General features: G+C 58.6%; 22 protein-coding genes and 1 pseudogene. 5 read left to right on the top strand and 18 right to left on the bottom strand.

The window, feature by feature from the left end; translation table 11 throughout:
- Positions 1 to 8 precede the first annotated feature (8 nt).
- A complete protein-coding gene (locus AB3X94_RS20355) occupies positions 9 to 434 on the top strand; it encodes a heme-binding protein (RefSeq protein ID WP_176107316.1) in 426 nt (141 codons plus the stop codon).
- A 299-nt stretch (positions 435 to 733) separates the two neighbouring features.
- On the opposite strand, the gene AB3X94_RS20350 is transcribed toward AB3X94_RS20355, so the two are convergent.
- From AB3X94_RS20350 to AB3X94_RS20335, 4 genes are all read right to left on the bottom strand, one after another.
- Positions 734 to 1642 (bottom strand): LysR family transcriptional regulator, encoded by a 909-nt coding sequence (locus tag AB3X94_RS20350; protein WP_368612503.1) that lies wholly within the window; start codon positions 1640 to 1642, stop codon positions 734 to 736.
- Between the two features lie 106 nt (positions 1643 to 1748).
- Positions 1749 to 2741 (bottom strand): inositol 2-dehydrogenase, encoded by a 993-nt coding sequence (iolG, locus tag AB3X94_RS20345; RefSeq protein WP_368612502.1) that lies wholly within the window; start codon positions 2739 to 2741, stop codon positions 1749 to 1751.
- A 61-nt stretch (positions 2742 to 2802) separates the two neighbouring features.
- On the bottom strand, positions 2803 to 3099 hold the full coding sequence (locus AB3X94_RS20340) for a hypothetical protein (RefSeq protein WP_176107319.1): 297 nt from the start codon (positions 3097 to 3099) through the stop codon (positions 2803 to 2805).
- A 113-nt stretch (positions 3100 to 3212) separates the two neighbouring features.
- A complete protein-coding gene (locus tag AB3X94_RS20335; RefSeq protein ID WP_368612595.1) occupies positions 3213 to 3944 on the bottom strand; it encodes an SDR family NAD(P)-dependent oxidoreductase in 732 nt (243 codons plus the stop codon).
- Here AB3X94_RS20335 and AB3X94_RS20330 point away from each other — a divergent pair.
- A complete protein-coding gene (locus AB3X94_RS20330) occupies positions 3873 to 4157 on the top strand; it encodes a hypothetical protein (protein WP_368612600.1) in 285 nt (94 codons plus the stop codon). The two genes, AB3X94_RS20335 and AB3X94_RS20330, sit on opposite strands and share 72 nt — an antisense overlap.
- Before the next feature lie 10 nt (positions 4158 to 4167).
- Here AB3X94_RS20330 and AB3X94_RS20325 read toward each other — a convergent pair whose 3' ends face one another.
- Genes AB3X94_RS20325 through AB3X94_RS20310 form a run of 4 tightly spaced genes read right to left on the bottom strand, consistent with a single transcriptional unit; the run spans position 4168 to position 6787 of the window.
- Complete coding sequence (locus AB3X94_RS20325; protein WP_176107321.1) at positions 4168 to 4452, bottom strand: YciI family protein; 285 nt, start codon at positions 4450 to 4452, stop codon at positions 4168 to 4170.
- A 43-nt stretch (positions 4453 to 4495) separates the two neighbouring features.
- Positions 4496 to 5572, bottom strand: coding sequence for a maleylacetate reductase (locus AB3X94_RS20320; RefSeq protein ID WP_368612501.1), 1077 nt, complete (start codon positions 5570 to 5572; stop codon positions 4496 to 4498).
- A complete protein-coding gene (locus AB3X94_RS20315) occupies positions 5559 to 5909 on the bottom strand; it encodes a Dabb family protein (protein WP_368612500.1) in 351 nt (116 codons plus the stop codon). Before AB3X94_RS20315 ends, AB3X94_RS20320 begins: the two co-directional genes overlap by 14 nt.
- Positions 5906 to 6787, bottom strand: coding sequence for an intradiol ring-cleavage dioxygenase (locus AB3X94_RS20310; RefSeq protein ID WP_368612499.1), 882 nt, complete (start codon positions 6785 to 6787; stop codon positions 5906 to 5908). The genes AB3X94_RS20315 and AB3X94_RS20310 overlap by 4 nt, the downstream gene beginning before the upstream one ends.
- 299 nt (positions 6788 to 7086) lie before the next feature.
- Here AB3X94_RS20310 and AB3X94_RS20305 point away from each other — a divergent pair, with 299 nt between their 5' ends.
- Entirely contained in the window at positions 7087 to 8010 is a 924-nt protein-coding gene (locus AB3X94_RS20305) for a LysR family transcriptional regulator (protein ID WP_176107325.1), read from the top strand.
- A gap of 168 nt (positions 8011 to 8178) precedes the next feature.
- Here AB3X94_RS20305 and AB3X94_RS20300 read toward each other — a convergent pair whose 3' ends face one another.
- The 7 genes from AB3X94_RS20300 to AB3X94_RS20270 all read right to left on the bottom strand — a co-directional run bounded on the left by AB3X94_RS20300 (position 8179) and on the right by AB3X94_RS20270 (position 16715).
- Positions 8179 to 8520, bottom strand: a complete 342-nt coding sequence (locus tag AB3X94_RS20300) for a hypothetical protein (RefSeq protein ID WP_368612498.1) — start codon at positions 8518 to 8520, stop codon at positions 8179 to 8181.
- A 204-nt stretch (positions 8521 to 8724) separates the two neighbouring features.
- On the bottom strand, positions 8725 to 10083 hold the full coding sequence (locus tag AB3X94_RS20295; protein ID WP_368612497.1) for a CHASE2 domain-containing protein: 1359 nt from the start codon (positions 10081 to 10083) through the stop codon (positions 8725 to 8727).
- A gap of 414 nt (positions 10084 to 10497) precedes the next feature.
- Positions 10498 to 11478: an ABC transporter permease gene (locus AB3X94_RS20290; RefSeq protein WP_368612496.1), complete on the bottom strand. Its 981-nt coding sequence runs from the start codon at positions 11476 to 11478 to the stop codon at positions 10498 to 10500.
- A gap of 13 nt (positions 11479 to 11491) precedes the next feature.
- Positions 11492 to 12502 (bottom strand): ABC transporter permease, encoded by a 1011-nt coding sequence (locus AB3X94_RS20285; RefSeq protein ID WP_368612495.1) that lies wholly within the window; start codon positions 12500 to 12502, stop codon positions 11492 to 11494.
- A complete protein-coding gene (locus tag AB3X94_RS20280; protein ID WP_368612494.1) occupies positions 12495 to 14078 on the bottom strand; it encodes a sugar ABC transporter ATP-binding protein in 1584 nt (527 codons plus the stop codon). Before AB3X94_RS20280 ends, AB3X94_RS20285 begins: the two co-directional genes overlap by 8 nt.
- A gap of 460 nt (positions 14079 to 14538) precedes the next feature.
- Positions 14539 to 15660 carry a Gfo/Idh/MocA family protein gene (locus tag AB3X94_RS20275; RefSeq protein WP_368612493.1) on the bottom strand — a complete coding sequence of 374 codons (1122 nt, stop codon included), beginning with the start codon at positions 15658 to 15660 and terminating at the stop codon, positions 14539 to 14541.
- Positions 15661 to 15749: 89 nt separating this feature from the next.
- Positions 15750 to 16715, bottom strand: coding sequence for a sugar ABC transporter substrate-binding protein (locus AB3X94_RS20270; RefSeq protein WP_368612492.1), 966 nt, complete (start codon positions 16713 to 16715; stop codon positions 15750 to 15752).
- Positions 16716 to 17056: 341 nt separating this feature from the next.
- On the opposite strand from AB3X94_RS20270, the gene AB3X94_RS20265 reads away from it, so the two are divergent.
- The gene (locus AB3X94_RS20265) at positions 17057 to 17914 is read left to right on the top strand and encodes a sugar phosphate isomerase/epimerase (protein WP_176110523.1); all 858 of its coding nucleotides are present in this window, start codon (positions 17057 to 17059) and stop codon (positions 17912 to 17914) included.
- Positions 17915 to 18217: 303 nt separating this feature from the next.
- Here the strand turns inward: AB3X94_RS20265 and AB3X94_RS20260 are convergent, their stop codons facing one another.
- From AB3X94_RS20260 to AB3X94_RS20250, 3 genes and pseudogenes are all read right to left on the bottom strand, one after another.
- On the bottom strand, positions 18218 to 18715 hold the full coding sequence (locus AB3X94_RS20260; protein WP_176107331.1) for a RidA family protein: 498 nt from the start codon (positions 18713 to 18715) through the stop codon (positions 18218 to 18220).
- A 474-nt stretch (positions 18716 to 19189) separates the two neighbouring features.
- Positions 19190 to 19704: pseudogene (locus tag AB3X94_RS20255) on the bottom strand (cation transporter).
- 370 nt (positions 19705 to 20074) lie between these two features.
- Positions 20075 to 21616, bottom strand: coding sequence for a carbohydrate porin (locus AB3X94_RS20250; protein ID WP_176107332.1), 1542 nt, complete (start codon positions 21614 to 21616; stop codon positions 20075 to 20077).
- A gap of 1463 nt (positions 21617 to 23079) precedes the next feature.
- On the opposite strand from AB3X94_RS20250, the gene AB3X94_RS20245 reads away from it, so the two are divergent.
- Positions 23080 to 23229: a hypothetical protein gene (locus tag AB3X94_RS20245; protein WP_176107333.1), complete on the top strand. Its 150-nt coding sequence runs from the start codon at positions 23080 to 23082 to the stop codon at positions 23227 to 23229.
- Positions 23230 to 23338: the final 109 nt, after the last annotated feature.

The following is a 23338-nucleotide window of genomic DNA, read 5'->3' as shown; positions in this document are numbered from 1 at the left end:
GCATCAACATGACATCGCAAATCATCAGCACGGCAACGATCAGCCTGGAAGCCGCCCAAGCACTGCTGGCAGAGGCGCGCCGCGCCTGCGCGGCGCGCGGATTCGCCGCGACAATCGCTATTACAGATGCGGGAGGCCACCTGCGCGCCTTCGAGCGCGCGGATACCGCCCCGTTCCTCACCGTTGACGTCGCCATCGACAAGGCATGGACCGCCGCGTCGTTCGGCATGGCCACGCACCAATGGAATCAGTACATGGCCGAGCCCGCCGTTGCCCCGCTGGCACACCATCCGCGGCTGACGCCGGTCGGCGGTGGCGTACCGATCTTCCACGAAGAGCGTCTGGTTGGGGGCATCGGTATTTCTGGCGGAGCATCCCTTCAAGATCATGAGGCCGCTGAGGAAGCACTGCGTAACGCAGGATTTCTGCAATAAACCGTGTGCTACCCATGAGGCGCCGCCGCGGATGACCGGATCACTTCGATAGCTGCCGTCGATGCTGTGGTGGCTCGAGCGGCGGTTCAGGGTCGACTCCTGCCGGATACCTCCGGATCGACCACAGCCCCGATCTTCGGTTCGGGGTCGGACTAGGTTCGGCCACTTTCCGCCGTTCGCCTGAGTCATGCGGTGGTCGTTCGAAGGACCGGTCCACGCCGAAACCCGCCCGATGCTCAACGCGCAGTTGTCGGCCAAAGCCGGCATTGGAACGTGCTCGGTTTTAGGTCAGCAATGCTTCAGTCCAATCGTCCTTGACCTGCAAGTTCTACCAAAGTGTCGACCACATGGCGCACCTTGGGTCGCAAATGAGCCACCTTCGGCCACACTGCGTGCACGTCTATAAGCTCATTTGAAATTTCGTCGAGGACTGACACCAATGCGCCTGACTCGAGATGTGGCCTTACGAGGGACATCGGCATCTGGCACACCCCCATGCCCGCGACTGCAGCTCCCACAATTGAGTCTCCATCGCTAATTTGATGAGTCCCAGGCGGCGAAATGCGTTGCGTTTGCCCGTCAATATGCACACGCCATGAAAGTGGTTGACCGCGCCGATACCCGACGATGCACGCATGATGCTGCAGCTCTGCAAGACTCCCGGGAGTTCCACGCTGCGAGAGGTAGTCAGGCGATGCTGCAATCACCATCCGTTGACGTGTCAGTCGACGTGCTATCAGACCACTCGAACTTTGAAGTTCGCCAAAGCGGATTACAAGGTCAACGCCTTCTTCTATCGGGTCAATCAGATAGTCCGAGAAGGTCATCGTGAATAGCAAGTCGGGATACTTGCGACCGATGTCCAGCAGGATTGGCACAAGAATGCGCCGCCCGAAGGCAGCGGGCATATCAATCCGCAATCGACCTACTGGCTGCTGATGGCCTGGGCCGATTGCAGTTTCCGCCGTTGAGATTTCGTCGAGTGCCGATGTGCAGGCAGCGAAATAGGCTTCGCCGTCCGCCGTGAGTGAAATGCTTCGGGTGGTCCGATGGAATAGCTGCGCGCCAAGGCGGTCTTCCAGCTTAGCAATGGCCTTCCCGACCGCTGATTTGGTCAACCCAAGTTGCTCGGCAGCATCAGTGAAGCTGCGAGATTTTGCGGCGGTGACGAAAATGACGACCCCGCTGAATGTATCAACCAGCGCCATGTCTCCGCCTATTGAAGAGTTTTATTCTTCATGTAGCGCCGAATATCGCGGATTGTCAACCTTCTGGCGGGAATCAATACCGCTCCAACCACCGCACCTTTAGTGTCTAAATCCTAACGGCGCAGCCCTTGGTGGCCGCTTCGAGCGCGCAGTTCGCGATTCGCAGTGCTCGAATCCCATCCCGTGGCGTCGCAGGCATGGGCGCATCGGTTTCTAGCGCCGTCAGAAAACGGTCGAGCTCCACTTTGTATGAGTCCGCGTGTCGCTCGAGGAAGAAATTGAGCAGCGGCTCACGCGCCTCCGTCCTATCGCTCGTCCAGCGGCGCAGGCTCGAAGGCCGATGATTTTCATTCAGCACCATGCCCTTCGAACCGAAGACCTCGACCCGTTGGTCAAAGCCATATACCGCCTGGCGCGACCCGTTGATATGACATTGCTTGCCTGACGCTGTGCGCAGCAACACCATCACGCTGTCGTAATCGGGAAGCTCTTCCAGACCTGGGTCGACAAGCCGGCTGCCCATCGCCATCACTTCAACTGGCTCCTCACCGAGCAGCCAGCGAGCTGTATCGAAATCATGAATCGTCATGTCTCGGAAGATTCCGCCCGAGTGTCGAAGATACTCGCGCGGTGCCAGGCCTGGGTCACGGCTCGTAATGACAACCTGCCGCACGTCGCCCACTTCTCCGTCTTCTATAGCCTGCTTGAGGCGCAATGCGTCGGGGTCGAAGCGCCGGTTGAAAGCCAGCATGACTCGTCCGCTGAGCCGCTCGATTTCTTCCACCGCAGCGAGCGCGCGGTCGATGTCCAGGTCGATGGGCTTCTCGCAGAGAACCGGCTTACCCAGCCGAACTGCCTGCAATGTCAGGTCGATATGGGTATCAGTCGGCGTGCCGACAATAATGGCATCGACGTCTTCGCGGTCGACGACCGCCTTGCAATCGACGGACGCGTCGCAATCAAGGTCCGCGGCAAGCGCCCGGACCGCTTCCTCGTTGGGGTCGGCTACAGCAACAAGTTTCATCCGGCGGTCAGCCGCAACGTTAGCCGCATGAATCTTACCAATGCGCCCAGCGCCGAGAACGGCGATACGCAACATGTCAGTCTCCTATGTTCTGCCGGCACCTCAGGCGTACCGACGATTCTTCCAGTTGATACGGTCAGTTCGGCTTCCGTCTGCCAGCGCTCGCATTCTTCAAACTCTGCTGCGATGCAGCCGATTGCCGGATGGTCGGTTCAGCGGACGGAAACTCGGCTATCTGTCGGCTGAGCCGCAGAATGTCTTCAAGACCAAAGTCCCTTACTTCAGGCACTCGGTCCCCACGGGCTTTTGCGACGGCCGTTGCTATGCGCAGCGCGTTCGAGCGCTCACGAATCAGCAATTCGAGCGCTTCGACGAGAAACGCGCGCTCACGTTGCGACGTGTCCGAGTCAATCACGTGGTTGTGGGCAGACATATTCTGGTCCTCAGAACGATGTGGTCGTCAACGCCGTCCACTCGCTATTTCCTGTCAGTCCGAGGTACCGCGAAACAACGGGCTGCGACAGGTTCGAGAAAGCTCCGGTGCCGTCAAATCAGACTGCGAATGCTGCCGCCGTCGACGCCCCAGACTGCCGACGTGACGAACGATGCGAGGTCGGAGGCGAGGAAGACAATCACATTCGCCACCTCGTCGGGTTGCCCCAGTCGATTCAGCGGCAACTGGCGCAGAGACAGTTCGTGCTCGACGGCTTCCTTCGGCGCCATTCCATGAAATTTGCCCATTGTGTCTGCAAATCCGCCTTGCTTCGTCCAGAACGGCGTCCAGACCGGGCCCGGCGCAACGGCGTTGACACGAATCCTGGGGGCTTCGGCTCGCGCGAGGCCTTTCGTGAGAGCGAGGACAGCCGCCTTCGATGCGGAATAGTCAATTGGTACAGGTTCAGGCTGGCGTGCCAGGTCCGACGCGTTATTGATAATCACCGCCTTTTCACGAGTACGCAGCACCGGCAACAGATAGCGACACGTCCGCACGTAGCTCATGAAGTTCAGATTCATCGTGAAGTCCCATTCTTCGTCCGAGAGTTCTTCGAACGTGCGGACTTTCCCGGTCCCCACGTTGTTGACGAGGATGTCCACTTCGCCGCCATATGACTTCAGCGCCGCATCAACGCCGCCTTTGACTCCGTCAGCCGTGGACAAATCCGCTTGTGCAATCGTTACGTGCGCTCCGAGCGAACGCAGTTCCGAATGGGTTTCCTCAAGCGCATTTGCGTCGATATCGATGAGGCAGAGACGCGCGCCTTCGCGCGCAAATCCCAACGCCGTCGCACGACCGATGCCTTGCGCGGCGCCCGTGATAAGAACAATCTTTCCGTCGAGGCCTGTTTCCATGATGTCTCCGATTCGATTCTGTGTACTGTTTCAAGCGCCCGGAGAATCAATGGTCTCCCCCAGATCGAAGTCCTCGGAAATTCGAGGACGAGCGCCACCCGCTCCTCGCCAACGCGAGGCTGCAATTTCGAAACTCTGTGAAGCGACAGGTTTAGCGGTTATCGACCCGCTTGATGAACGGTCTGATGTCGACTGTGTTCCAGATCCCTGCCTTGTTGAACGGGTCGGCGTCGACAAACTTTACGATTTCCTCGATGCCGTCTGCTTCGTAGAGAAAGAAGCTGCCAATCATCGTCTGACCGTCGGACCTCGTCAGTGGACCGGAAATCAGCGTCTTGACAGGTGCGGTCTGCAGATAGGCCTTGTGCGCGTCGTAGTTTTCCAGGCGACGCTCGACCATGTTCGGATGGTCAAGGCAATAGACAGTGAAGTGCATTTTTGTCTCCTTGCTGTGATTTGAGCATTCGGCTCGTCAAGCGTCAGGTCGTCGCCGCGCGTGGCGCGGCGCCATCAAAAGCATCGTGCAAGATTTCCAGGAGTGCCTCGCGTTCAATTGCACGCGGGTTCCAGTACGGATTGGAACTGGCGATATCAGCTGCCTTCGAAACGTCTTGGGCCGACATGCCGATGTCTTTAAGCGCGAGCGGTGCGCCGCAACGTTTCGCCAGTTCATACACGCCCAGTGCCGCGTCGTCCGAGCCAAGCGCGCGTGCAATCCGTTTCATCGCATCGGGTGCAGCCTGCCGGTTGTAGCCGAGTGCATGCGGAAGAACGATGGTGTGCGTCTGCGCGTGCGGCAGGTTGAAGCTCCCGCCCAGCGTATGACAAAGCTTATGGTGAAGCGCCATGCCAACGCTGCCCAGAACGGTCCCGCACAGCCAGGCGCCATACAACGCATCAGAGCGGGCTTCGACGCTTTGCGAATCGTCGACGATTGCCGGCAATGCGCGCGCGAGCGCTGCGATTCCCTCTTCAGCCATCAGGCTTATGACTGGATTCGCATCACGCGAATAAAGACCCTCTGCAGCGTGCGCAATCGCGTTGATTCCGCTCGTAACCGACAGTGCGACCGGAAGAGACATTGTCAGGTCAGTGTCGTAAATCACGGTCCTCGGCAAGACTCGCAGGTCTGTACCGGTCTTTTTCATTCCGGCATCCGTGATGCCATAGATTGGAGTCATCTCGCTGCCGGCGTATGTCGTCGGCACAGCGAGAATCGGGAGGTCCGATTCAAGCGCAATCGCCTTGCCGAGGCCAATCGTCGAGCCCCCTCCGACGGCAATGGCGCAGTCTGCCCGCAGTTCCCGCGCAAGGACACGAGCTTCCTGAGCCAGCTCGAGTGGCACATGCATGACCGCGCGGTCGAAGACACCAGCGGCGCGCTTACCGAGTCGCGCGGCAACGGCTTCACCCGTCTCCTTCTGCTCGGGGCTACACAGAATGAGTGCTCTCTCCGAGCTTAGCTGAAGCACTTCGCGCTCGAGGTGCTGCAAACTGCCCGGACCAAACACGACCCTACCTGCCCGTGCCTGGTAAATGAATTCACGCTTTTGCATCAAGATGCTCCGGTGTGCGGTCTGAAATCAAGTCTGCATCTGCTAGATAGTCAACCTGGAATCTCGCTGTACGCAGGTCGCCGAGTTCATTGCGCACACGCAGATGCTCTGGGTGAGACGCGTAGGCTTCTAGCGCCTCCTGAGAATCGAACTCCGTGACGAGAACCGCGTCGCACGCATAGTCGACCCGACTGTAGTCGAGTCCGACTTCGAGGTGCCGCATCCCGGGAATACGACCCCGCAAGCCCTCGAACTTCCTCTTGACAAGGTTCGACGCAGTTTCCCGTTCCGCGGGCGTGTCCCCGCGAACACGCCACATCACAATATGCCTAATCATGCGGGAACCTCCGAAGGGTTAAGCACAAAGTCGTACTCAAGCGAATACCACGGAACGCCGATTTCCCGACCATCCGGTGCCACACCTGCTTCGTGTCGCTTCCACTCCGCAATCAACGTCGAGCGAACACCGAACACGACGTCGGAATCGAGATACTTGTCGCCATCGCGGAACACATGCGTGATGAGCGTCTCGTATCCAGGCGCTTCAATCATGAAATGCAGATGTGCAGGGCGCCACGGGTGGCGGCCGACGGCCGCCAACATGCGACCAACGGGCCCGTCGTGCGGGATGGGGTAAGCCTCCGCGAGAATCGAGCGGAAGTTGAAAAAGCCTTCAGCGTCGGCCTTCAGCCGACCTCGAGCGCGATGGATGGCGTTGCCGGCCTCGTCGAGGTTCTGGACATCATAGAAGCCGTCTTCGTCCGATTGCCACACGTCAATCTGCGCATTGGCAATGACTTCCCCGTCCGCGCCACGCACCTGCCCACTTATATAGCAGGGTGCGCCCTTTGCGCCATTCGAGATGTCATCGCCATTGTCGTAAATAGGCGCGCCCTCAACGTAGAACGGTCCGAACACGGTGGCCTCTGTGCAGTAGGACGGTTTGCGGTTGTTCTGCGACATGACCAACATCGAAAGGCCAAGCGTGTCAGACAGCAGAATGAACTCCTGCCGCTTGTCGTCGGTGATGTGACCCACCTCCGTCAGGAACTGGATTGCTTTGAACCATTCGTCCTCGGTGAGATGGATATCTCGAGCAAAAGCATGGAGATGTTGAACGAGACTCGTCATCACAGTCCTCAACCTTCCGTTTTTGCAGTCCGCAAATGAGGCGATAACGGCTTGGGTAATAGTGTCTTCGTTGATGTTGCGCATCGTGCAGTCTCCTTGTGCGCTAAGGCGTCTGAAAACGAAAGGTAAAGCTTCGTTTCGGTAAATAAAATGCCGCCAGACGAAATGACATTTCCTCGTGCCGGAAAAATCGGCTCCACTCCGCTTCAGCCTCTTTTTGGCGGCTCACCGGAGATGCAGCCTGCCAGCTGATTGTAGAAATCGACTCTACAAACTTGCGAGTTTCAGTCGGTTTATCTCTCCGCCCCACTGCGGCATATTTGCCCGCAAAGGGGCTGGAAAAATCCCTTCAGATTGTTCCAACAGGAAGGCAGAGGGAAACGATGGACCGCTGGACGCAAATGCATCTGTTTGTGCTTACCGCCGACCTCGGCAGCTTGTCGAAGGCCGCGGAGCAGCTCGATATGTCAAACGCTGCAGCAAGCCGAACCCTAAGCTCGCTTGAAGAGCGACTCGGTGCCAGATTGATAGAACGGACGACCCGGCGCATGTGGCTGACGGACGCTGGCCGCGAATATCATCGCCGATGCACCGCCGTAATCTCTGAGCTAGCCGAAGCGGACTCAATCGCTTCCGAAGAAGCCGTCAGCCCACGAGGCGTGCTCCGGGTGACTAGCTCTGTATCGTTCGCGATGATGCACCTCGCTCCAGCGCTTCCAGAATTCCTAAGGCGCTATCCCAACCTGTCAGTTCAAATCATCGCCGCCAATCAGTATCAAAATTTCATCGAGGCCGGGATAGATATCGCTATCCGCACGAGGGAACATGAGGGCGATTCCTGCATCACGATCCGTCGGCTTGCCGAGACTCGCCGTGTGCTCGCAGCATCGCCTGCATATCTTGCCGCTCATGGCCGTCCTCAGACTCCTGAGGACCTGGAGCAGCACAAGATGCTCGTCTACAACCTGGCAGTCGACCCGTATGTCCTCCACCTGCGTCGAGAAAAGGAAGAGCGCAATATCGCAATCACAAGCGCACTCGACTCGAACGAAGGACAGGTCATCGTAGCCGCGGGGCGCGCGGGGCTGGGCATCGTCGTTCAGCCGCTCTACATCATCCATGATGACATCGTATCCGGACGCCTAATGCCGGTACTCGAAGATTGGCGACTTCCCCGTCTGACCATCAACCTCGCTTATCAAAGCAGGCGTTATCAGCCGGCAAAAATCAGAGTCTTCACCGACTTTCTCATCGAGCGTGTCAAGAGCCTCAATCTCGAAGAGCGTTGGATGACTTTTGCAACCTGAAACAACATCGAACCTTCGCTGCGTATCAAGCGCAATACCAGCATGGCCAAGAAGCTCGGGCGTATCGGCCCTTCCGGGCGAAGTTCAGGGGCACACGGGAAGGACGGCTCAATACCACCCAGGGCGCGAGTGCAGCGCTCTTTGGTCTCGACAGATAGGTTTCTCCTGTCATGAGGGGAGCTTTTCCGGAAGTGGACCGTACTTCGCAGACCGACCTTGCCGTTGTTGCATCATATCTTCCTGCAACTCGGCGCCAGGGTTGCCTACGACCCTCCATAGTTCTCCCTTAACCTTGAATTTCGCTCCGGTCGCCCGGTACTGCACTTGGACCTCACCGCCCCCCTTGCATCTAATGGAGTCGGTGGCGTCCAGGTGAGTCCCTACGGCCAACGCTTGCACCTTCTTTTCCTGAAGCATCGGGTGCATCTCGCACTTTCCGCGCGTCACCGAGGACACCACTGCGGCGTAGTCGTCCTGCGCCGCGTCTGCAAACAGAACGACGATGGTCATAGTCAAACCCACGAACAAACCCTCGCACAGTGCTTTTCGTCTCAACATCGCTGTTACTCCCGTGCTCTCACAGAACCGGCATTAAGTTCTTTGGCAGTGGACCACAACAACTCCGCATCCTCGCGCGCCAACGGCGATACCTCGCACTAACTAACGTAGAGAGACCTCCCCAAGCGCATAGTAGGCGAAGCAACAGCAGTGGCTTTACTCATGGCCATCTTCCTCCTCGCTGAAAAGAGAGGGGAAAACTTCTTTTACCTGCTGAGGCAACGCGTAGTGAATGACCAGGGCGAACGCAACTACGATAGCGTCGAGCCACATGATTTGGAAGAAACGCATCGCCACAAAAGCGATTGACACCAGCAGGAGGAAACCCGCGACAAGCGCATACTGCTCCATAAAGCGAAGCAACGAGCCTCCTCTATGCTGAGCCGTTCGCTTGAACCGGCTGCGAGCCCAGACGGCCGCAATAAACAAGGAGCCGAGCATCAGGTCCAGCACAGTACGTGTCCACCAATTGAACTCATACACGGGCTCAAAAGCGAACGTCCATACAGCACTGGCGTGGTAGAGCACCCCTGGGAGTCTGTCGTAGCCCGGAGCAAAGAAAGAATCTCTGCGGAGGTCCTCGGGCTCTATGTCCCCCAGCAAGACAACTCTTTGACGGTAATCTCGTGCATCAGGGCCCGCAATCGCCTCGGGCGACACGTCAAGTGTTCGCTCGCGCTGAAATTGGCCCACTTTGCTGAAGTTCACAAGACGTCCTTCCTCGCTCTCGTCGACCGGCTCGATGAAGGGGCTCATATACCAACTGACTTCGGGACCTCGTGCGCCTTGTCTTTTGAGGTAAGAATCCGCTAGTGCATACCCCAAAGTTGGCAGCCCCTCGCCTTCCGCGTTCGGAGCGAGGTAATGAGACTGCATTCGCGTCACCCGGTCTCCGTCGGGCGTCTTGGCGGTACCTAAGAACGCGCCTAGCGATTCAAACTCGCCAAGGCCCAGCCAGCGCTCCGGGGTCAGGTCTCGAGCGCGGTAGACGCCGACAAACACCGGCATCTCAGTGCTGACTTGCCTCCAGTGCTCAAACAAATCAGGGTCCGCGTCACGGTCCATAAATCCGGACTTGTTGGGAGACATATCGACGTCGACTCCCACCGCAGTCGCGCCAGCCTGCCGCAGCGCGTCAACGATGTCCTTGAGCTTCCGCCGGTCAGTCACCCCATTGGTGCCAACCTTGACGTCCCCGATATCTAACACGACCACTGGCAGACGCTTTTCCGTGGTGTCCGAGAGTAGCCCTTGAAAAAACGCAAACGCGTGGGTCTTGCTTCCCTCGACAAGCCGGGTGTGTTCCGTTGAAAGCTGAACCACAAAAAGAAAGGCCATGATGGCCAGTGCGACTGCAATTTCGCGCGACGTGTTTAGTGGACGTCCCGGAGGTTTTGATGGTTTCGTCGGCGGTTGCGCCGGCGCATCGGAATTGGAGGTCGGCGGTTGCGCCGGCGCATCGGAATTGGGGGTCGCCGGCCCGTTATCGCTCTGGATTTCGTCTGACGAAGACACGCTGGCTCCTGATGCGGAACTACCGATTCCTCTGATGCGACCTGCGTACATCAGAAACTAATGGTAGTTCAGGGAGCACTGTTTTTGGAGCGGGCCCGCCAAGGTGGAGCGTGCATATCCACACGACCGTTCAGACTCAAGTCCCCGCCGACGGCATTTACAGTAAGCCCCTCGCTCAACGCGAGGCTTTTGAAGCACACGCAGAAAAGTTGTGCGCGGGAAGTCGGGGACGGAAGTGCCCCACAAGTGCCTTTCCCGCATGTTGCCCTGGCAGCCTCGACGCGTCCTGCGAACTGCCGCAGCAATGACTGACGATGAATCGACTATGACGCGCGACCGGATTGACCTTGAATCGAAAAATGAAAAACGACCGACGGGTCCGAGACATGTCGGCCGAACTGCAGTGTCCGTGGATTAAGTCGTAGTGGTTGTCTTTCCTCGCGCGAATCGGCCGAGCGGAGCAGCCAAGACCGCACCCAGACGACCATCGAGCAAGACGACAACAAGCAGCAACAGGCCGTTGACGAGAAGAATCTGCGTGGACGTCGCATTCAAGAGGCCGAGCCCGTTGTTCAGCACAGTAAGAATCAGCACGCCCATCCCGACGCCGACCGGAGAGCCGATACCGCCACCTAATGCAACGCCGCCGACAATTGCCGCCGAGGCCGCCTGCAGCAGTATGTTGCTTCCCATCGTTGCAGAGGCGGTCGCAAGGCTTAGGGAGAGCAAGCCCCCGCCAAGTGCCGAAAGTCCGCCCGAGATGACGAAGCCGACTGTCAACGCCTTGCCCACGCGCGCACCGCTTTGAATTGCCGCCTTCCGATGTCCCCCCGAGGCGTAGATCTCCCGTCCCAAGGTGGTATAGCGCAAGAAGAGTGCTACGACAATAAAGCAGGCAATCGTGATAAAGCTACGCGGCGAAAAGATGGCAAGGACATTCTGGTCGAGGAAGTCGCTGACGTCGAGGTTGCCGTAACTCAGCACGCGTCCACCCGCGAGCCAGTAGCCTATTCCGGTCAGGAACATCATCGAGCCCACGGTTGTCACCAACGAGGAGACGCCAAGCCAAGGCAGCAACGCCGCGTTGGCAATGCCGACCACCACACCGAAGACAACCGCATAAAGTACGCCGAGCCACGCGCTATCGCCACCGAACTTAACGGTAATCAGGCCCGCGACCGTCGAGATTGCAGCGACGCTCAAGTCAAACTCGCCCGCAACCATCGTCACGGAGAGACCGAGCGCCACAATCCCGAGGAACGCGAACGCTTGAAAAATCGCGTACAGATTCGCCTGCGAAAAGTAGTGGTCAACGCTAAAACCGAAGATGACAGGCATTCCCACGAGCAAGACAAGGCGGATGGCCAGATTGAGAAATCGTTGAGCTTGTTCCATTTCGAGTCTCCTGTTATTTCCGTCCCGGACCAAGCCGGGCAAGCAATGCGCCGAACACCACCGCCGCGAGAACCACGATGCCCTTCGCCACCAGTTGATACTCGTAGCTCACGCCGCTGACGAGGAGGATGTTGCTGATGGCTGCCAGGAAGATAGCGCCGGTTACCGCGTCAGAGATTTGGCCGCGTCCACCGCGAATCGAGATTCCGCCAACGAGCACCGCGGCAATCGCGTTGAAGTCCAGGTCAATGTCGTACGTCAGGTTGCCTTGAGCCGACGACGACGCAATCAACGAGCCTGCGAGGGCAGCTGCAGCACCAGCGAACCCATAACAAACCAGCGTCGCTGCCATCAACCGGAGACCAGCGATGCGCGCAACTTCAGCTCGCATCCCAATCAGTCGAATCTCACGACCAATTCGTGACTTTTGCAGGATGAAGCTCGCGATTGCACCAAAGACGGCCAACACGACAATCTGGGTCGGCAGCCAGCCAAACAACTTGCCTTGCCCGAGCCATGTCGCGTCACCCCGCCCGATGACGGTCAATCCACCGGTGTAGATGACACCAGCACCGATGATGATTGAGGAAGTGGCAATGGTGGTGATGATGGGGTTCGCTTTACCCAAGGCGATGATGGCGCCTTGCACCGCACCCATCAGTAGACCGCTCAGCACCACAAGTAGAAGTGTCGCTCCCAGACCGAGATGAATGAGCGCGGCAAACATCACGGTCGAGACCGCTGCTGTCGCGCCCATCGACAGCATGAAGAGATTTCCGCTGAGCGTGATGAGTGCCATCCCGATAGCGCCGACACCCACCGCAGCAACCGAATACATCAGCGATTGAACGTTGCCAAACTCGGTGAAGTGCGGAACGACGGCTGCGGCAGCGACGATGAGAAGAAGGGTTGCGATTCGAATCGACGCAGCATGAATACTGGTTGTTCCAAGCAGCGCTGCTGCCCAACGTCGCGGCGCAGTTGACGATACTTGCGCAGTGGGCTCAAGAGCAGTCTTATGCATTACCCACCTCCACATGATTGCTTCGGAAAGAGACGTGACCATGAGATGCGTCACCGCCACCCGCAACGATGTCATGCAGGAGGGTGTCGCCATCTATTTCGAATCTCGGCTTATGGTGGACCATGCGGCCTCGGAAGACAGTCAGCACAGTGTCTGCAAGCTCGAGGATTTCTTCGAGGTCCGTCGAGTAAAAGACAATCGAAAGACCTTCATCTGCCATCTTGCGCAGCGTCGCGTAGATTTCGCTGCGCGCTCCAATATCGACGCCGCGCGTCGGCTCATTCAGTAGCAGCAGGCGCGGCGACAGCGCCACGGCCTTCGCAAGAGAGACCTTCTGTTGGTTTCCACCGCTAAGCGTGGATACTTCATGCGGAAGGCGCTTGGGGTCGATGGTGAACATCGACGCTAGCCGTAGCGCCTCCTCCTGCTCCCCGGTTTGTCGCATCACACCAGCACGGCTGAACTTCGCCATGACAGAGGAAGTGATATTGATGGAAATCGGTGCGTCCAGGAAGACGCCTTTGTCTGCGCGGTCTTCTGCAACGTATCCGATACCAGCTCGCAGCGAACTGCGGATGCCATCGAGTTTGACCCGCTCGCCATCGAGCTTCACAGAGTTGGAGATGTCGCCTCGAAGGCCTGCCAATGCCTCGACGACTACTTCCGCTCCCGAGCCCAATTGTCCGACCACAGCGAGGATTTCTCCTGGCGCAACAGCTAGCGAGAGGTCCCTGACCTTGTCGGCAACGGACAGATTGTCAATGGAGAGACGCGGCGTGACATTGGCACGACTCTCGGGCGGTTTGACCTGGCTATGCACGAGTTCGCGGCCAATCATCGCCTTAACCACTTCGGCACTCGTCATGTCAGCGGTGCGCTGCGTAAGGACATGCTGGCCGTTGCGGAAAACCGTAATGCGGTCGGTGAGCGCGAACACTTCGTCAAGTCGATGGCTCACGAAAATCATAGCGGTTCCCTGGTCACGCAACCGGCGTGCGACCTCGAACACCCGGACAATCTCCGCATCCGACAGCGTTGCGGTAGGTTCATCGAGAAGCAGCACTTTCGCGTGACGCGACATGCCACGGGCGATTTCAACGAGCTGGCATTCCGCAAGACTGAGCCGCGATGCAGGCGAATCGAGCTTGACGTGTGACAGACCGACTGAATCCAGATGTTCGCGAACGGAATCGCGGTATTGGCTTCGGCGGTAGATTTCGCTCTGGTCCGCGCCACCAAGAAGGATGTTGTCGAGCACCGACAGTGTCGGGACGATAGCAAGCTCCTGATGAACGATTGAGATAAGTTTGGGGTCGGTGCGATGACCGAGCTTCAGTTGATGTCCGTCGACGGTGATTTCGCCATCGTCCGGTTGAACAAGGCCACCAAGAATCTTGATGAATGTGCTTTTGCCTGCTCCGTTTTCCCCACACAGCGCGTGAATCTCACCAGGCGCCAACTCCAGGCTGACTCCCGTGAGCGCTTTCACGCCGCCGTAGTGTTTCGTTAAATTGCGAGCGCAAAGCAGTTTCGGCACGGCGTGCGTGTCGGCGCCGTTTTTAGCGTCTTGCAGCATTGTCTTCCTCCATAAGCGGACAATCTTTTGCCATCCGCTGACACGGGCGAATACCCGTCACGGTCACCTGACTGTTCTCGCAACTGCTCAAACTGGGTGACGGCTTACATACCGAACAACGAAGCCTTGCATCGACGCTGAGGCGGACTTCTCCTGAGGTCTCGGCCTGCCTGATGGCGGTGTCGAATCAGTGATGCCGCTGTTGGTTCACTGGGAGAGGAATCAAGGAATCGCTGCGTGCGCAGGAATGAAGGTCGTCTCCAGCAGTCGCTTCAGCGGCTTCGTTGTTGTTGAGTCACAGATTATTCGTTCGCTCAGGAAAGAAAAATGCACTGAGGCGAAATGATATTTCCGGTGGCAGGAAATATCCGAGGCACCGGCAAACAGCAAAAAAAGCGCGCGGGAGTCAGGTCGCGATACCTGACAGACCGCGCGCAACCCTGGATACCCCTAGTCGTTCTTAGAGAGGAATATGCTGTCCTTCAGCCGAAGACCGTATCGCCGCATCGACAACCCGCTGGATTTCCCAAGCCTCGCGGAAGTCGGGGAACGTGGGAGACCTGTGCTCGATGGCCGCTAGAAACTCTGCCATTTCAATCGTCTTCAGGTCGTTGAAGCCAAGCTGGTGCCCCCCAGCCACGGTGAAATTATCGTAAGGAGGATGCGCCGGGCCGGCTTCGATTCGGGCAAATCCTGCTGTCCGCGGGTCGGCGCCAGCCTTGAAGTATTGCAGCTCGTTGAAGCGCTCCTGGCTAAACAACAGCGCGCCCTTGGTTCCGTACACCTCGAACTCAAGCTGCATCTTGCGCCCGGTCGCGGCCCAGTTAGCCTCGATTGACCCCGAGCACCCGCGCTCGAACTTCACAATCAAGCGCGCGATGTCGTCGACCTTGACCTCCCGACCCTCGACCGACCCCGGTGCGACGGGGCGAGTCTTATTCACGGTCTCGAGTTGGGCGTTCACCTTGGCAATAGGGCCCAGAAGGAAGCGGGCCATACCGACGATATGGTTGCCGATTTCAGCCAGAGCGCCGGCACCGTTCCGAGGGTCTACTCTCCAACTGTAGGGAATGTCCGGGTCCGCCATGTAGTCTTCTGCGTGCACGCCCCGGAAGCTCGTGATTTCGCCCAGTTCTCCGGACGCAATCATTTCTCGCGCTAGCTTGAGGATTGGGTTCTTGATGTAGTTGTAGCCGACTTGAGTCACGACGTTCGCAGCCTCGGCCGCTGTCATCATCTCGTGAGCCTCAGCGGCAGATGGCGCAATCGGCTTTTCACAATGAACATGCTTTCCGGCGGCAATCGCGGCAAGCGCCATTTCCCGATGCAAGCTGCAGGGCGTTGTGATTGAGACCACCTGCACGCTCGAGTCGTCGAGCAACGTCTTCCAGTCGCACGTTGCGCGCTCGAAGCCATATTGCTCCGCGGCTTGCCGCGCACCTGCCTCGCTGACATCGGCCACCGCAACCAGTCGCGGTTTCAACGAGTTCGGGAAAGCATTCGGCACCGCTCGGTACGCAAGTGCGTGCGCTTTGCCCATAAAGCCAGTTCCAATCACGGCTACACCAATCTCGCGTCTCATTGTTGTCTCCAGTTCAAAGCTAAAGCGACCCCCGCAGGGTCGCAGTTTTGTCCGACTCACGACTCGGCGGCTAAAGCCGCCGGCGCAAATCACTTCTTTTGGGAATAACAGACGTTGAGGCTCGCCTTGGTGGCCGCGGGGTTTGGCAGATACTGCACTGCCTTCGGCGTTTTGCCCGATGCGAGTTCCTGCGCGGCCCTCGCCGCGTAAGCGCCATCGTCGAAGGGGGATTGCTCGACTGTTGCGTATGCCTTGCCTGCCGAGATAGCCTCGACCCCCCCAGAGTCACATCCGTGCCCCACAATCACGAGCTTCGAAGGGTCCAGTCCAAGTCTCTGTGCGGCCGTCACCACTCCACGAAGTTGCGAGTCGTTCTCCGTGTAGACCCCTTTCACATCCTTGAACTGAGTTAAAAGAGCAGATGCTGCTGCCTCCGCTTTCACTGCATCCCAGTCCGCTGGCTGTGCGCCCACCACCTCGATACCCGGAGCATCCTTCTTCAACTCATCGACGAAGCCTTGGTACCGTTGTATCTGAGGAGGCGTACCCATCTGGCCGTTGATGACGATGACCTTCCCTTTGTCCCCGTAACCCTTGTCCTTGAATCCCTGAATCATCGCTTTCGCGGCGACCTGACCGTTACTGATGTCATTGGGCCCGGTGAAGACTTTCCAGTAGCGCGAATACTTTTGGTCGGGCATTGAGTTGGAAATGACGAGCGGGATTTTCGCCTGGTCAATCTTGCGAATGGACGGGACCATCGCGCTCGAATCCACGGGCACGAGGACGATGACATCAGGCTTCTGAGCGAGTGTCTGCTCAACCTGGGTCGCCTGCTCGTTCGGGTCGTAGTTGGTTACCTTCACATCGAGCCTGAATCCTTGTGCCTGAGCCTCCTTTTCAAAGCCCTTGACGTAGAGCGCCCAGTATTCAACGCTCTGGGTCGGCATGAGCAAAGCGACGTGCGGCTGATTCGCCGCATTGGCGCCTGTACTGAGAGCGGCCGCGATAGTCCCAAGAGCGAGACAAGAGATAACGGATTTGCGCAAGTTCATGCTGTGTCTCCTGAAGGCCCGGTCGAATCGCCGAGCGGGTTTCCGTGTTGTGGTGGAGTGCACAGTAAGGGTTCGCATTGGAAAGAAAAATGCAACAGAACGAAAAGTTATTTCCTCCCACCGGAAGAATCATCGCGCTCCCCAAGCGATAGGGGCGCCAAGCCCGAACAATCGAGCCAGCGAGCTGGGTTAGCACGCGTGAGCGGATTGTCAACTTTCGCTCTACGGAAAGACGATTTCTGGTCTGTTTATCTCCCGCAGCTTCTACGTGATAGTGATGGACATCGTCTCTAGGCGACTCCCGCGTTGGGTTCGTCGCAGCGTCCTTCATGAGGGTTCAAATGTCCAGGTCCAAAGTCGAGCTTGTTGCCGCCTACTTCACGCTGTCCGGTGATGTCTTTCCATTCGGCCCGACCGAAATCAGTCCGTTCAGCTTTAAAGACCGCGTTGAAGCCGCCGCCAAGGCAGGTTGGGATGGCATCGGTCTGATTCACTCCGATATCTACGCGACTGCTGACAAGATTGGCTTTCCGGAAATGCGCCGAATTCTTGAAGCCAACGACATCAAGCACATTGAGTTCGAGTTTCTCGTCGACTGGTATCAAACCGGTGAGCGACGCCGCACGTCCGACAGCATGCGTTACTACTATCTCAAGGCTGCGGAAGAACTTCGCGCCCGCATTGTGAAGGTCGGCCCCGGCATCGGCGAGGAGACTGCAAATGTCCCGCTCATGGTCGATGAGTTTGGCAAGCTGGCCGAAGATGCGGAGAAGCGCGGCACGCAAGTCATGCTGGAAATCATGCCGTTCAGCAACGTACGCACGATTGAAACGGGTAAGGCCATCGTCGAGGGGGCGAACAAGGCGAACGCGGGGTTGTTGCTCGATATCTGGCATCTGAGCCGTGGCAACGTCGACTTCAAGGAGATCGCCACGATCAAGCCGGAATTCATCAAGGGGATTGAACTCGACGACGCCGACCACTATGCAATCGAGCCGCTGTGGATGGACACCATCCACAAGCGCCGCCTGCCGGGTGAAGGCGTGCTTGACGTGAAGGGATTCATCAAGGCCGTTCAGGCAACGGGCTTCGATGGTCCATGGGGCGTCGAAATTCTGTCCGAAGTCGAGCGCAAACTGCCGTTGGACGAGATGGCAGCGCGTGCGTATAACGCGACGATTCGACAGTTCGAGAACTAACCGGCAACAGCAGGAAGCGGTGAATAAAACGGCTGCGACAGTGTGCTTGCGGCCGTCTTCTTCCATGAGTAGGACGCTTCGCCTGCTCGACACGATGGCCTTCAACAGAGACAAGCGCTCGTCTGACATGCTTGCGTCGCAAACAGTACGCTGGCACCAGGCCGCCACCGGCGGTCGGCGAATGCGCCAAACCGACCTTTCTGAGTCACCCAGATGCTGTCCCTGACCGTCGGTTCTTGGATCGACCCGAGACGATGGTTCCTATACGCGCGTATGAGACCGGCTCTCGGCGGCAATCCTCGATTACAGGCGCAGTCCGTCAATCTCAACTTCCGCTTCGCATTCGACGGGCACGTTCAGAGGGAGCGCGACGCCGACGGCTGAACGTGCATGCATACCTATGTCCGGCCCGAACAGTTCAAGGATCAAATCCGAGAAGCCATTTGCAATCCGTGGCATCTGGTCGAAACCGGGCGCTGCGTTGATCATTGCGAATACGCGTACCCAGGCCGTAATGCGATCCAGATCTCCGAGCGCCTTCTGAAGACTCGCCAACTGGGCAAGCGCCACAAGGCGTGCTGCTGCGTAGCCTTCGTCTGAAGAAACTTCGGCGCCGACCTTACCGACCGGTTGCGCAAGCGTCCCATCGAGGCTGAGCGGCACGTGTCCTGAGACAAACGCCCGTGTGCCGCTCACGCGCACCCATGCAAATGGCAATGACATATTTACGTTTGCAGGCATCTTTAGCGTCTGCGGCAACGTCAGTCCCATCTCCGCCAGCTTTGCTTCGATTCTTGCCATGGCCGTCTCCTCGGGAGCCTGCGAAGAACGTTAGATGCTGGCGGTCGGCTTTTCAAGTCGTGCTGCCTCAACCTCGAAAACCCGGAGGATCGATCCCAACAATAAGGCGGCCCCGAGGAACAGGCTGCGTGCAATCTCGCTGGTGCAAAGTACGCGTCAGTGGCATTCAGAACCGACGCTGCGATGCGAGCGGTCGTCCGAGCACAAAGAACCGCCGACCGTTGCCGGCCGAACCCAGTAGTTCGAGACGAAGCAGCGAACCAGCGCTGCTGAGTCGGTTCTGAATTTCCGTGATCGACCCTGAGCAGACTCAGTTCTGCATGAAACTTTGCCAACGCTAACTGCACGTCTTCCTGTGCAAGTTGCTCGTTGGCGGGCGGTCAGATCAATCTATGAGGTTTTGCGTGAAGTGAACATGGCGCGAAATACGCGAGGCGTTGTTACGGCCCACGGATAGAGCGGGCACGCGATTGATCAAAGGGGATCTTCCGCGGCTGGCTCGCTCTGGATCGAGTACCGGCGTGGATCGACATGGGTCATGACATTGAGCACCCGGTGTCTATCCAGGACGCGCGCACGGGCGTCGACGGCGATGTCATGCCCAGCTACCACTGAAATCGAGGCATCGACCTCGATATGTGCGTCGACCAGGATCATGTCGTTTCCGAAAAGCCGACCAGATCATGCCAACGCCGACAGCAGCAAGCAGAACACCCACCGCCAGGGACGCGGCAGTCTTGGACCGCTGGTGACCATACGGGTGCTCCTTGTCCGCGCCCATCTTGCTGTGATGGAAGGTCGGAAAGCGAATGAACGCCATCCGCAATCAGACCCTGAGAATGCGAAAGGACGCCGGCGGCAACCTGTGTGACGGTGAGCATCAGGTTTACTCCGACACTGACCCATGTGCTTCGCGACGCGGCGGCTGCTCTTTCAGAGAGGGTGTATTGGGTATCCTCAGAATCTTCGAAAAACTCGCTTGATTTCATGGAACGCTCCAATGAACCGTAAACCGACTAGGGGGCAACGGAGAAGTGTCACTTTCGTGACGTTGCCATGTGGTCCTTCTGCAAGGGAAAACCCGGCATGCTGCGGTTCGACTGAAGCGAGAGGGGATGAGCGACGCCGAACGAGGGCGTGCTCACGGGGCTGCTCGCCGGCTCGCTGATCGGCTGTGGTATTCCTCCGGCCGCAGAACATGCCGCCGAGCCCGTCCGATACGTCCGAGCGGGTTTGACTCTGACAGTCTTCTTCCGCCAATGGCGCAGCCGTGTCCGCAGGGAGGCCTCGTACGAGAGACCACATATCAGGAGCCCGCTGCATCGCTGGCGGCCCCTGTTGCTTCAAAATCCCAAACGATCAGAACGTCACGACCGTCCGCAGTCCGGCCACGGCCTCATTGCCGATGCGTGCACCATTGTTGTTCGGATCAGGGATGCCGCCGCCCGGATGGACGATGTACTGGAATTCACCCTGCAGTAGCCACCACGGTGCAACCTGGTACTGGTACGTCGCCTCGATCACCGTTTCCGCCGAGCGCACGGGGTAGCCCGGCGTCTGGAAGGCTGCGATATCACGATCGAGCGCGCTCGCACTCGAGCTGACGTTCGCGTAGCTGAGCGCAAGCCCGACCGAGTCGTTGTCCCGGCCCTTGAACGGAGCTTTCAGCACGATTCCTGCGTTGACATTGAAGTCGAGCAGGTTACGGTCGCCCGGCGCGCCCATCACACGCGTGAACACGCCGACCGATTGCGGGCTGTCGGCACTTGGGCGCCACACCATCTGGTCTGCGACGGCGTAGATGCTAAAGTTGCCGCGATGCGTGGCCGGCACGCCGTTCGACGCGGGGCTCGCGAGTGAAATGCCGTTTGTGTCGAGGTGTTGATCCGCGAAGTGATTGTTGTTGTACCAGAAGCCCAGCTTGTAAGTGCCAGGTAACCCGCTCGGCACTGTCGCACCGGACCCGCTCGGCGGCGATTGATTGATCGTGTACTGGACTTCGCCGATCAGCATTGCGCCGTTGTGCAGGTTGAACTGGGTACCGTTGGGGTTGAGCTGCTGCGGGTCGCCGTTGCCCGGCGCAGGGTTGCCATCGAAGACGCCACCCAGAATCGTCATCGAATCACTCGGTTTGAACCGCAGGCGTACTCCAAGCGACGATAGCGGATAGGCGGGACCGCCCGCAGGCAAGGCGGTGGCGGCCAGCACGGGCCAGCCGAATGTCGCGTTCGCAAATGTGCTGCCGTACTGGCTGATGATGAATTCCTGATCAAGGCTCTGCTGGCCGATCCTTACGTCGAACCTGTCGCCGAACGCCTGCTGGTACCAGAGCTCCCACAAACGCGTCGTCGCTTCGGCCTCGACACCGCTCACCGCTTGCAGCGAATTCAGGCGTGCAGCCGTGATGCCGTGTCCATGAATCTGCAAGGCATCGACGAAGAATGTGCCGCCCTTCAGCCCGAACGCCTTGTCGGTATCAACGTTGAGGCCGAATTGTGTGACACCGTTGTATGAAGCGCCCCTGGAAAGACCGCCGGAGAAATTTCCGTAGAGCTCGCTTGTTTCCTGCGCGCTGAACGTGACACCGTGGTCGCCCAACAGCGTGCGCAGTCCGCCCATGTCGCCTAGCAGGTTCGAGCGCTCCCAGAAGCCGGTCGGCGCGGCGGCGGAGTCGGCCGGCGTGCTGTTTGCGTCGGTGTTCGGGGCTGCAGTTGAGTCGTGGTCAGACGCTGTCGGGGCGACAGCTTCCGACTGCGCGTAAGCCGGAGCAATCGTGCCGGCAGCCAGTGCGACTAACAGCGTTGCCGCAACGCAGGCTGGCTTGAGGCGCGAAGACGGAGCGAGGAGGCACCGCGTGTCGATGCCGTTGTCGTTTTGTAAGAACGTGCCAAAGGAGATCATTTTGCTTTCTTCTGGGAAACGAACTGATGAGCGAGCGACACCGAAGCAGGGAGATACCCGGCGTCCACCCGTAGTTGGGCCACAGTCCTGTCCAGTCGCCTTCGCGACGAGCGACAGCTCAGGCCGGCCATGATGTACCGCGGACGTTGCGTCCTGACGTCGTCCAGAGGGCCGCGACTGAGGCGTCGCGTTGCACTGCCTCGCCTGCGCGGGCGATGGTGTGCCGCCAGAGCTGGCTATGCCCGCCAAATTCCCGGTGCGCAGCGGCGGCCGGTGACGCACGCAAAAAAGCGCGTGAGACCCGCAGAAAGCGTTCGATATACATGATTCAACTCCCGTCGAGCCCGGCCAGGCCACGCAACGTTCGATAAGTGACGCACCGTCAGCGAAGTTAAGCGCCGTGGGCGTTGTTATGCAGAAAAGGGAGCGAGCTACAGGCAGACCGCAATGGCGGTCCTGAAGAAGCGCGCTGACCCGACAATCGGGGCCAGCGGCGGGGAGTATGGTCCGGCGTCGCTAACGCGCGATTGCAAGCTGGGTGCCGGCACAGGCCGGCGTACAAGATCGACTGTTAGGGCTTGCGTCCACGAAGGACTCTCCTGTTTCAAGACAGGGCGAATTCTATGCGCGCCATTCGCGAGCGCGCAAGCAGAAATTGCTATGCAGTGCTGAGTGGCCCGCATAAGCGACCTCAATCACATTGCCATGCCGCGTCCAGGGGGGTAGTCAAGCTCAATGCACGGGCGTTGCCGGCGGTGTTCGTATGCAAGGCCGCAGGCGCAGCACTCACCGCTGCGATGATGCACTACGAAGATGTGAGCAAAAATGATTTGCATCCACGCCAGGTAACGGAATCGAAAGAAAAATCTTCGAAATAGTCGTTGACTCGGCTCGCGCGACATCACTAGAATTCGCGTGTTTCCACGAAAGGGGCATATGCCTTGGACAGTTGCAGTAGTCGACCTTCGAACAGTTTTTCTGCCTGACCGGCACGACGCCCGCCTGGATTCTTTCTTAGCCGCCGTCTTGCCAGCAGGCAGACGGTGCGCGCCGCAGTAGCTTTCGCAGTTTCTCCCCGCGCATCTCTTCGATTGGCCGCCGTCGCTTGACGCGTGCGTTGTAACGCACATTCGTCCCTGCGACCCGGCGCGTCGAGCCTTTGGCTCGCGGCGCCGCTTGTTCACGCCGTTTTCGCGCACCCAATGTCGCGCGGAGCCTGCGTGCGGTTACCCACGTCCGTTCAACGCGAACCGGATACAAACGACAGAGGAGTTCACGATGCCCGACCCTGAGCCTTGTTCCTGTACGACTCACCATGCGTTCCCGCAGAACGCTGCTCGCTCCGCCTGACATCCTCGCCGCATACGTTCCTCCCGCACACCCGAGCACCTCGGTCTGCGTGAACTGAAACGAAGGCCGGCCTGGTCGAAGGCGCCACGTTTCAAGCTATTGGAGGAATCACCATGCACTTCGCTCTCCTCGTTTCGCAGCTCCCGCACGTCGAAGAGGCCCGCTCGCACTACAACGGCATGCTGGCGCTCGACGCCCGTTCGCATGCAACGGCCCGCATGATCACCGCCATCCGGGCGGCGCTCAGGAAACTCGCTCACTAACGTTGCCTCGCGTGGCCGCCTGCCTGCCCGTCGTACGCACACCGGCTCGAACTCCGGCATGTGGCATGGCGGCGCCACGTTTTTCAGCGCCGATTTCAAGCGTCACCGA

Origin of the sequence: Paraburkholderia sp. BR10923, from assembly GCF_040948765.1 — a bacterium.
GTDB classification, from domain to species: domain Bacteria; phylum Pseudomonadota; class Gammaproteobacteria; order Burkholderiales; family Burkholderiaceae; genus Paraburkholderia; species Paraburkholderia youngii.
This window is presented reverse-complemented; position numbering and strand designations above follow the sequence as displayed.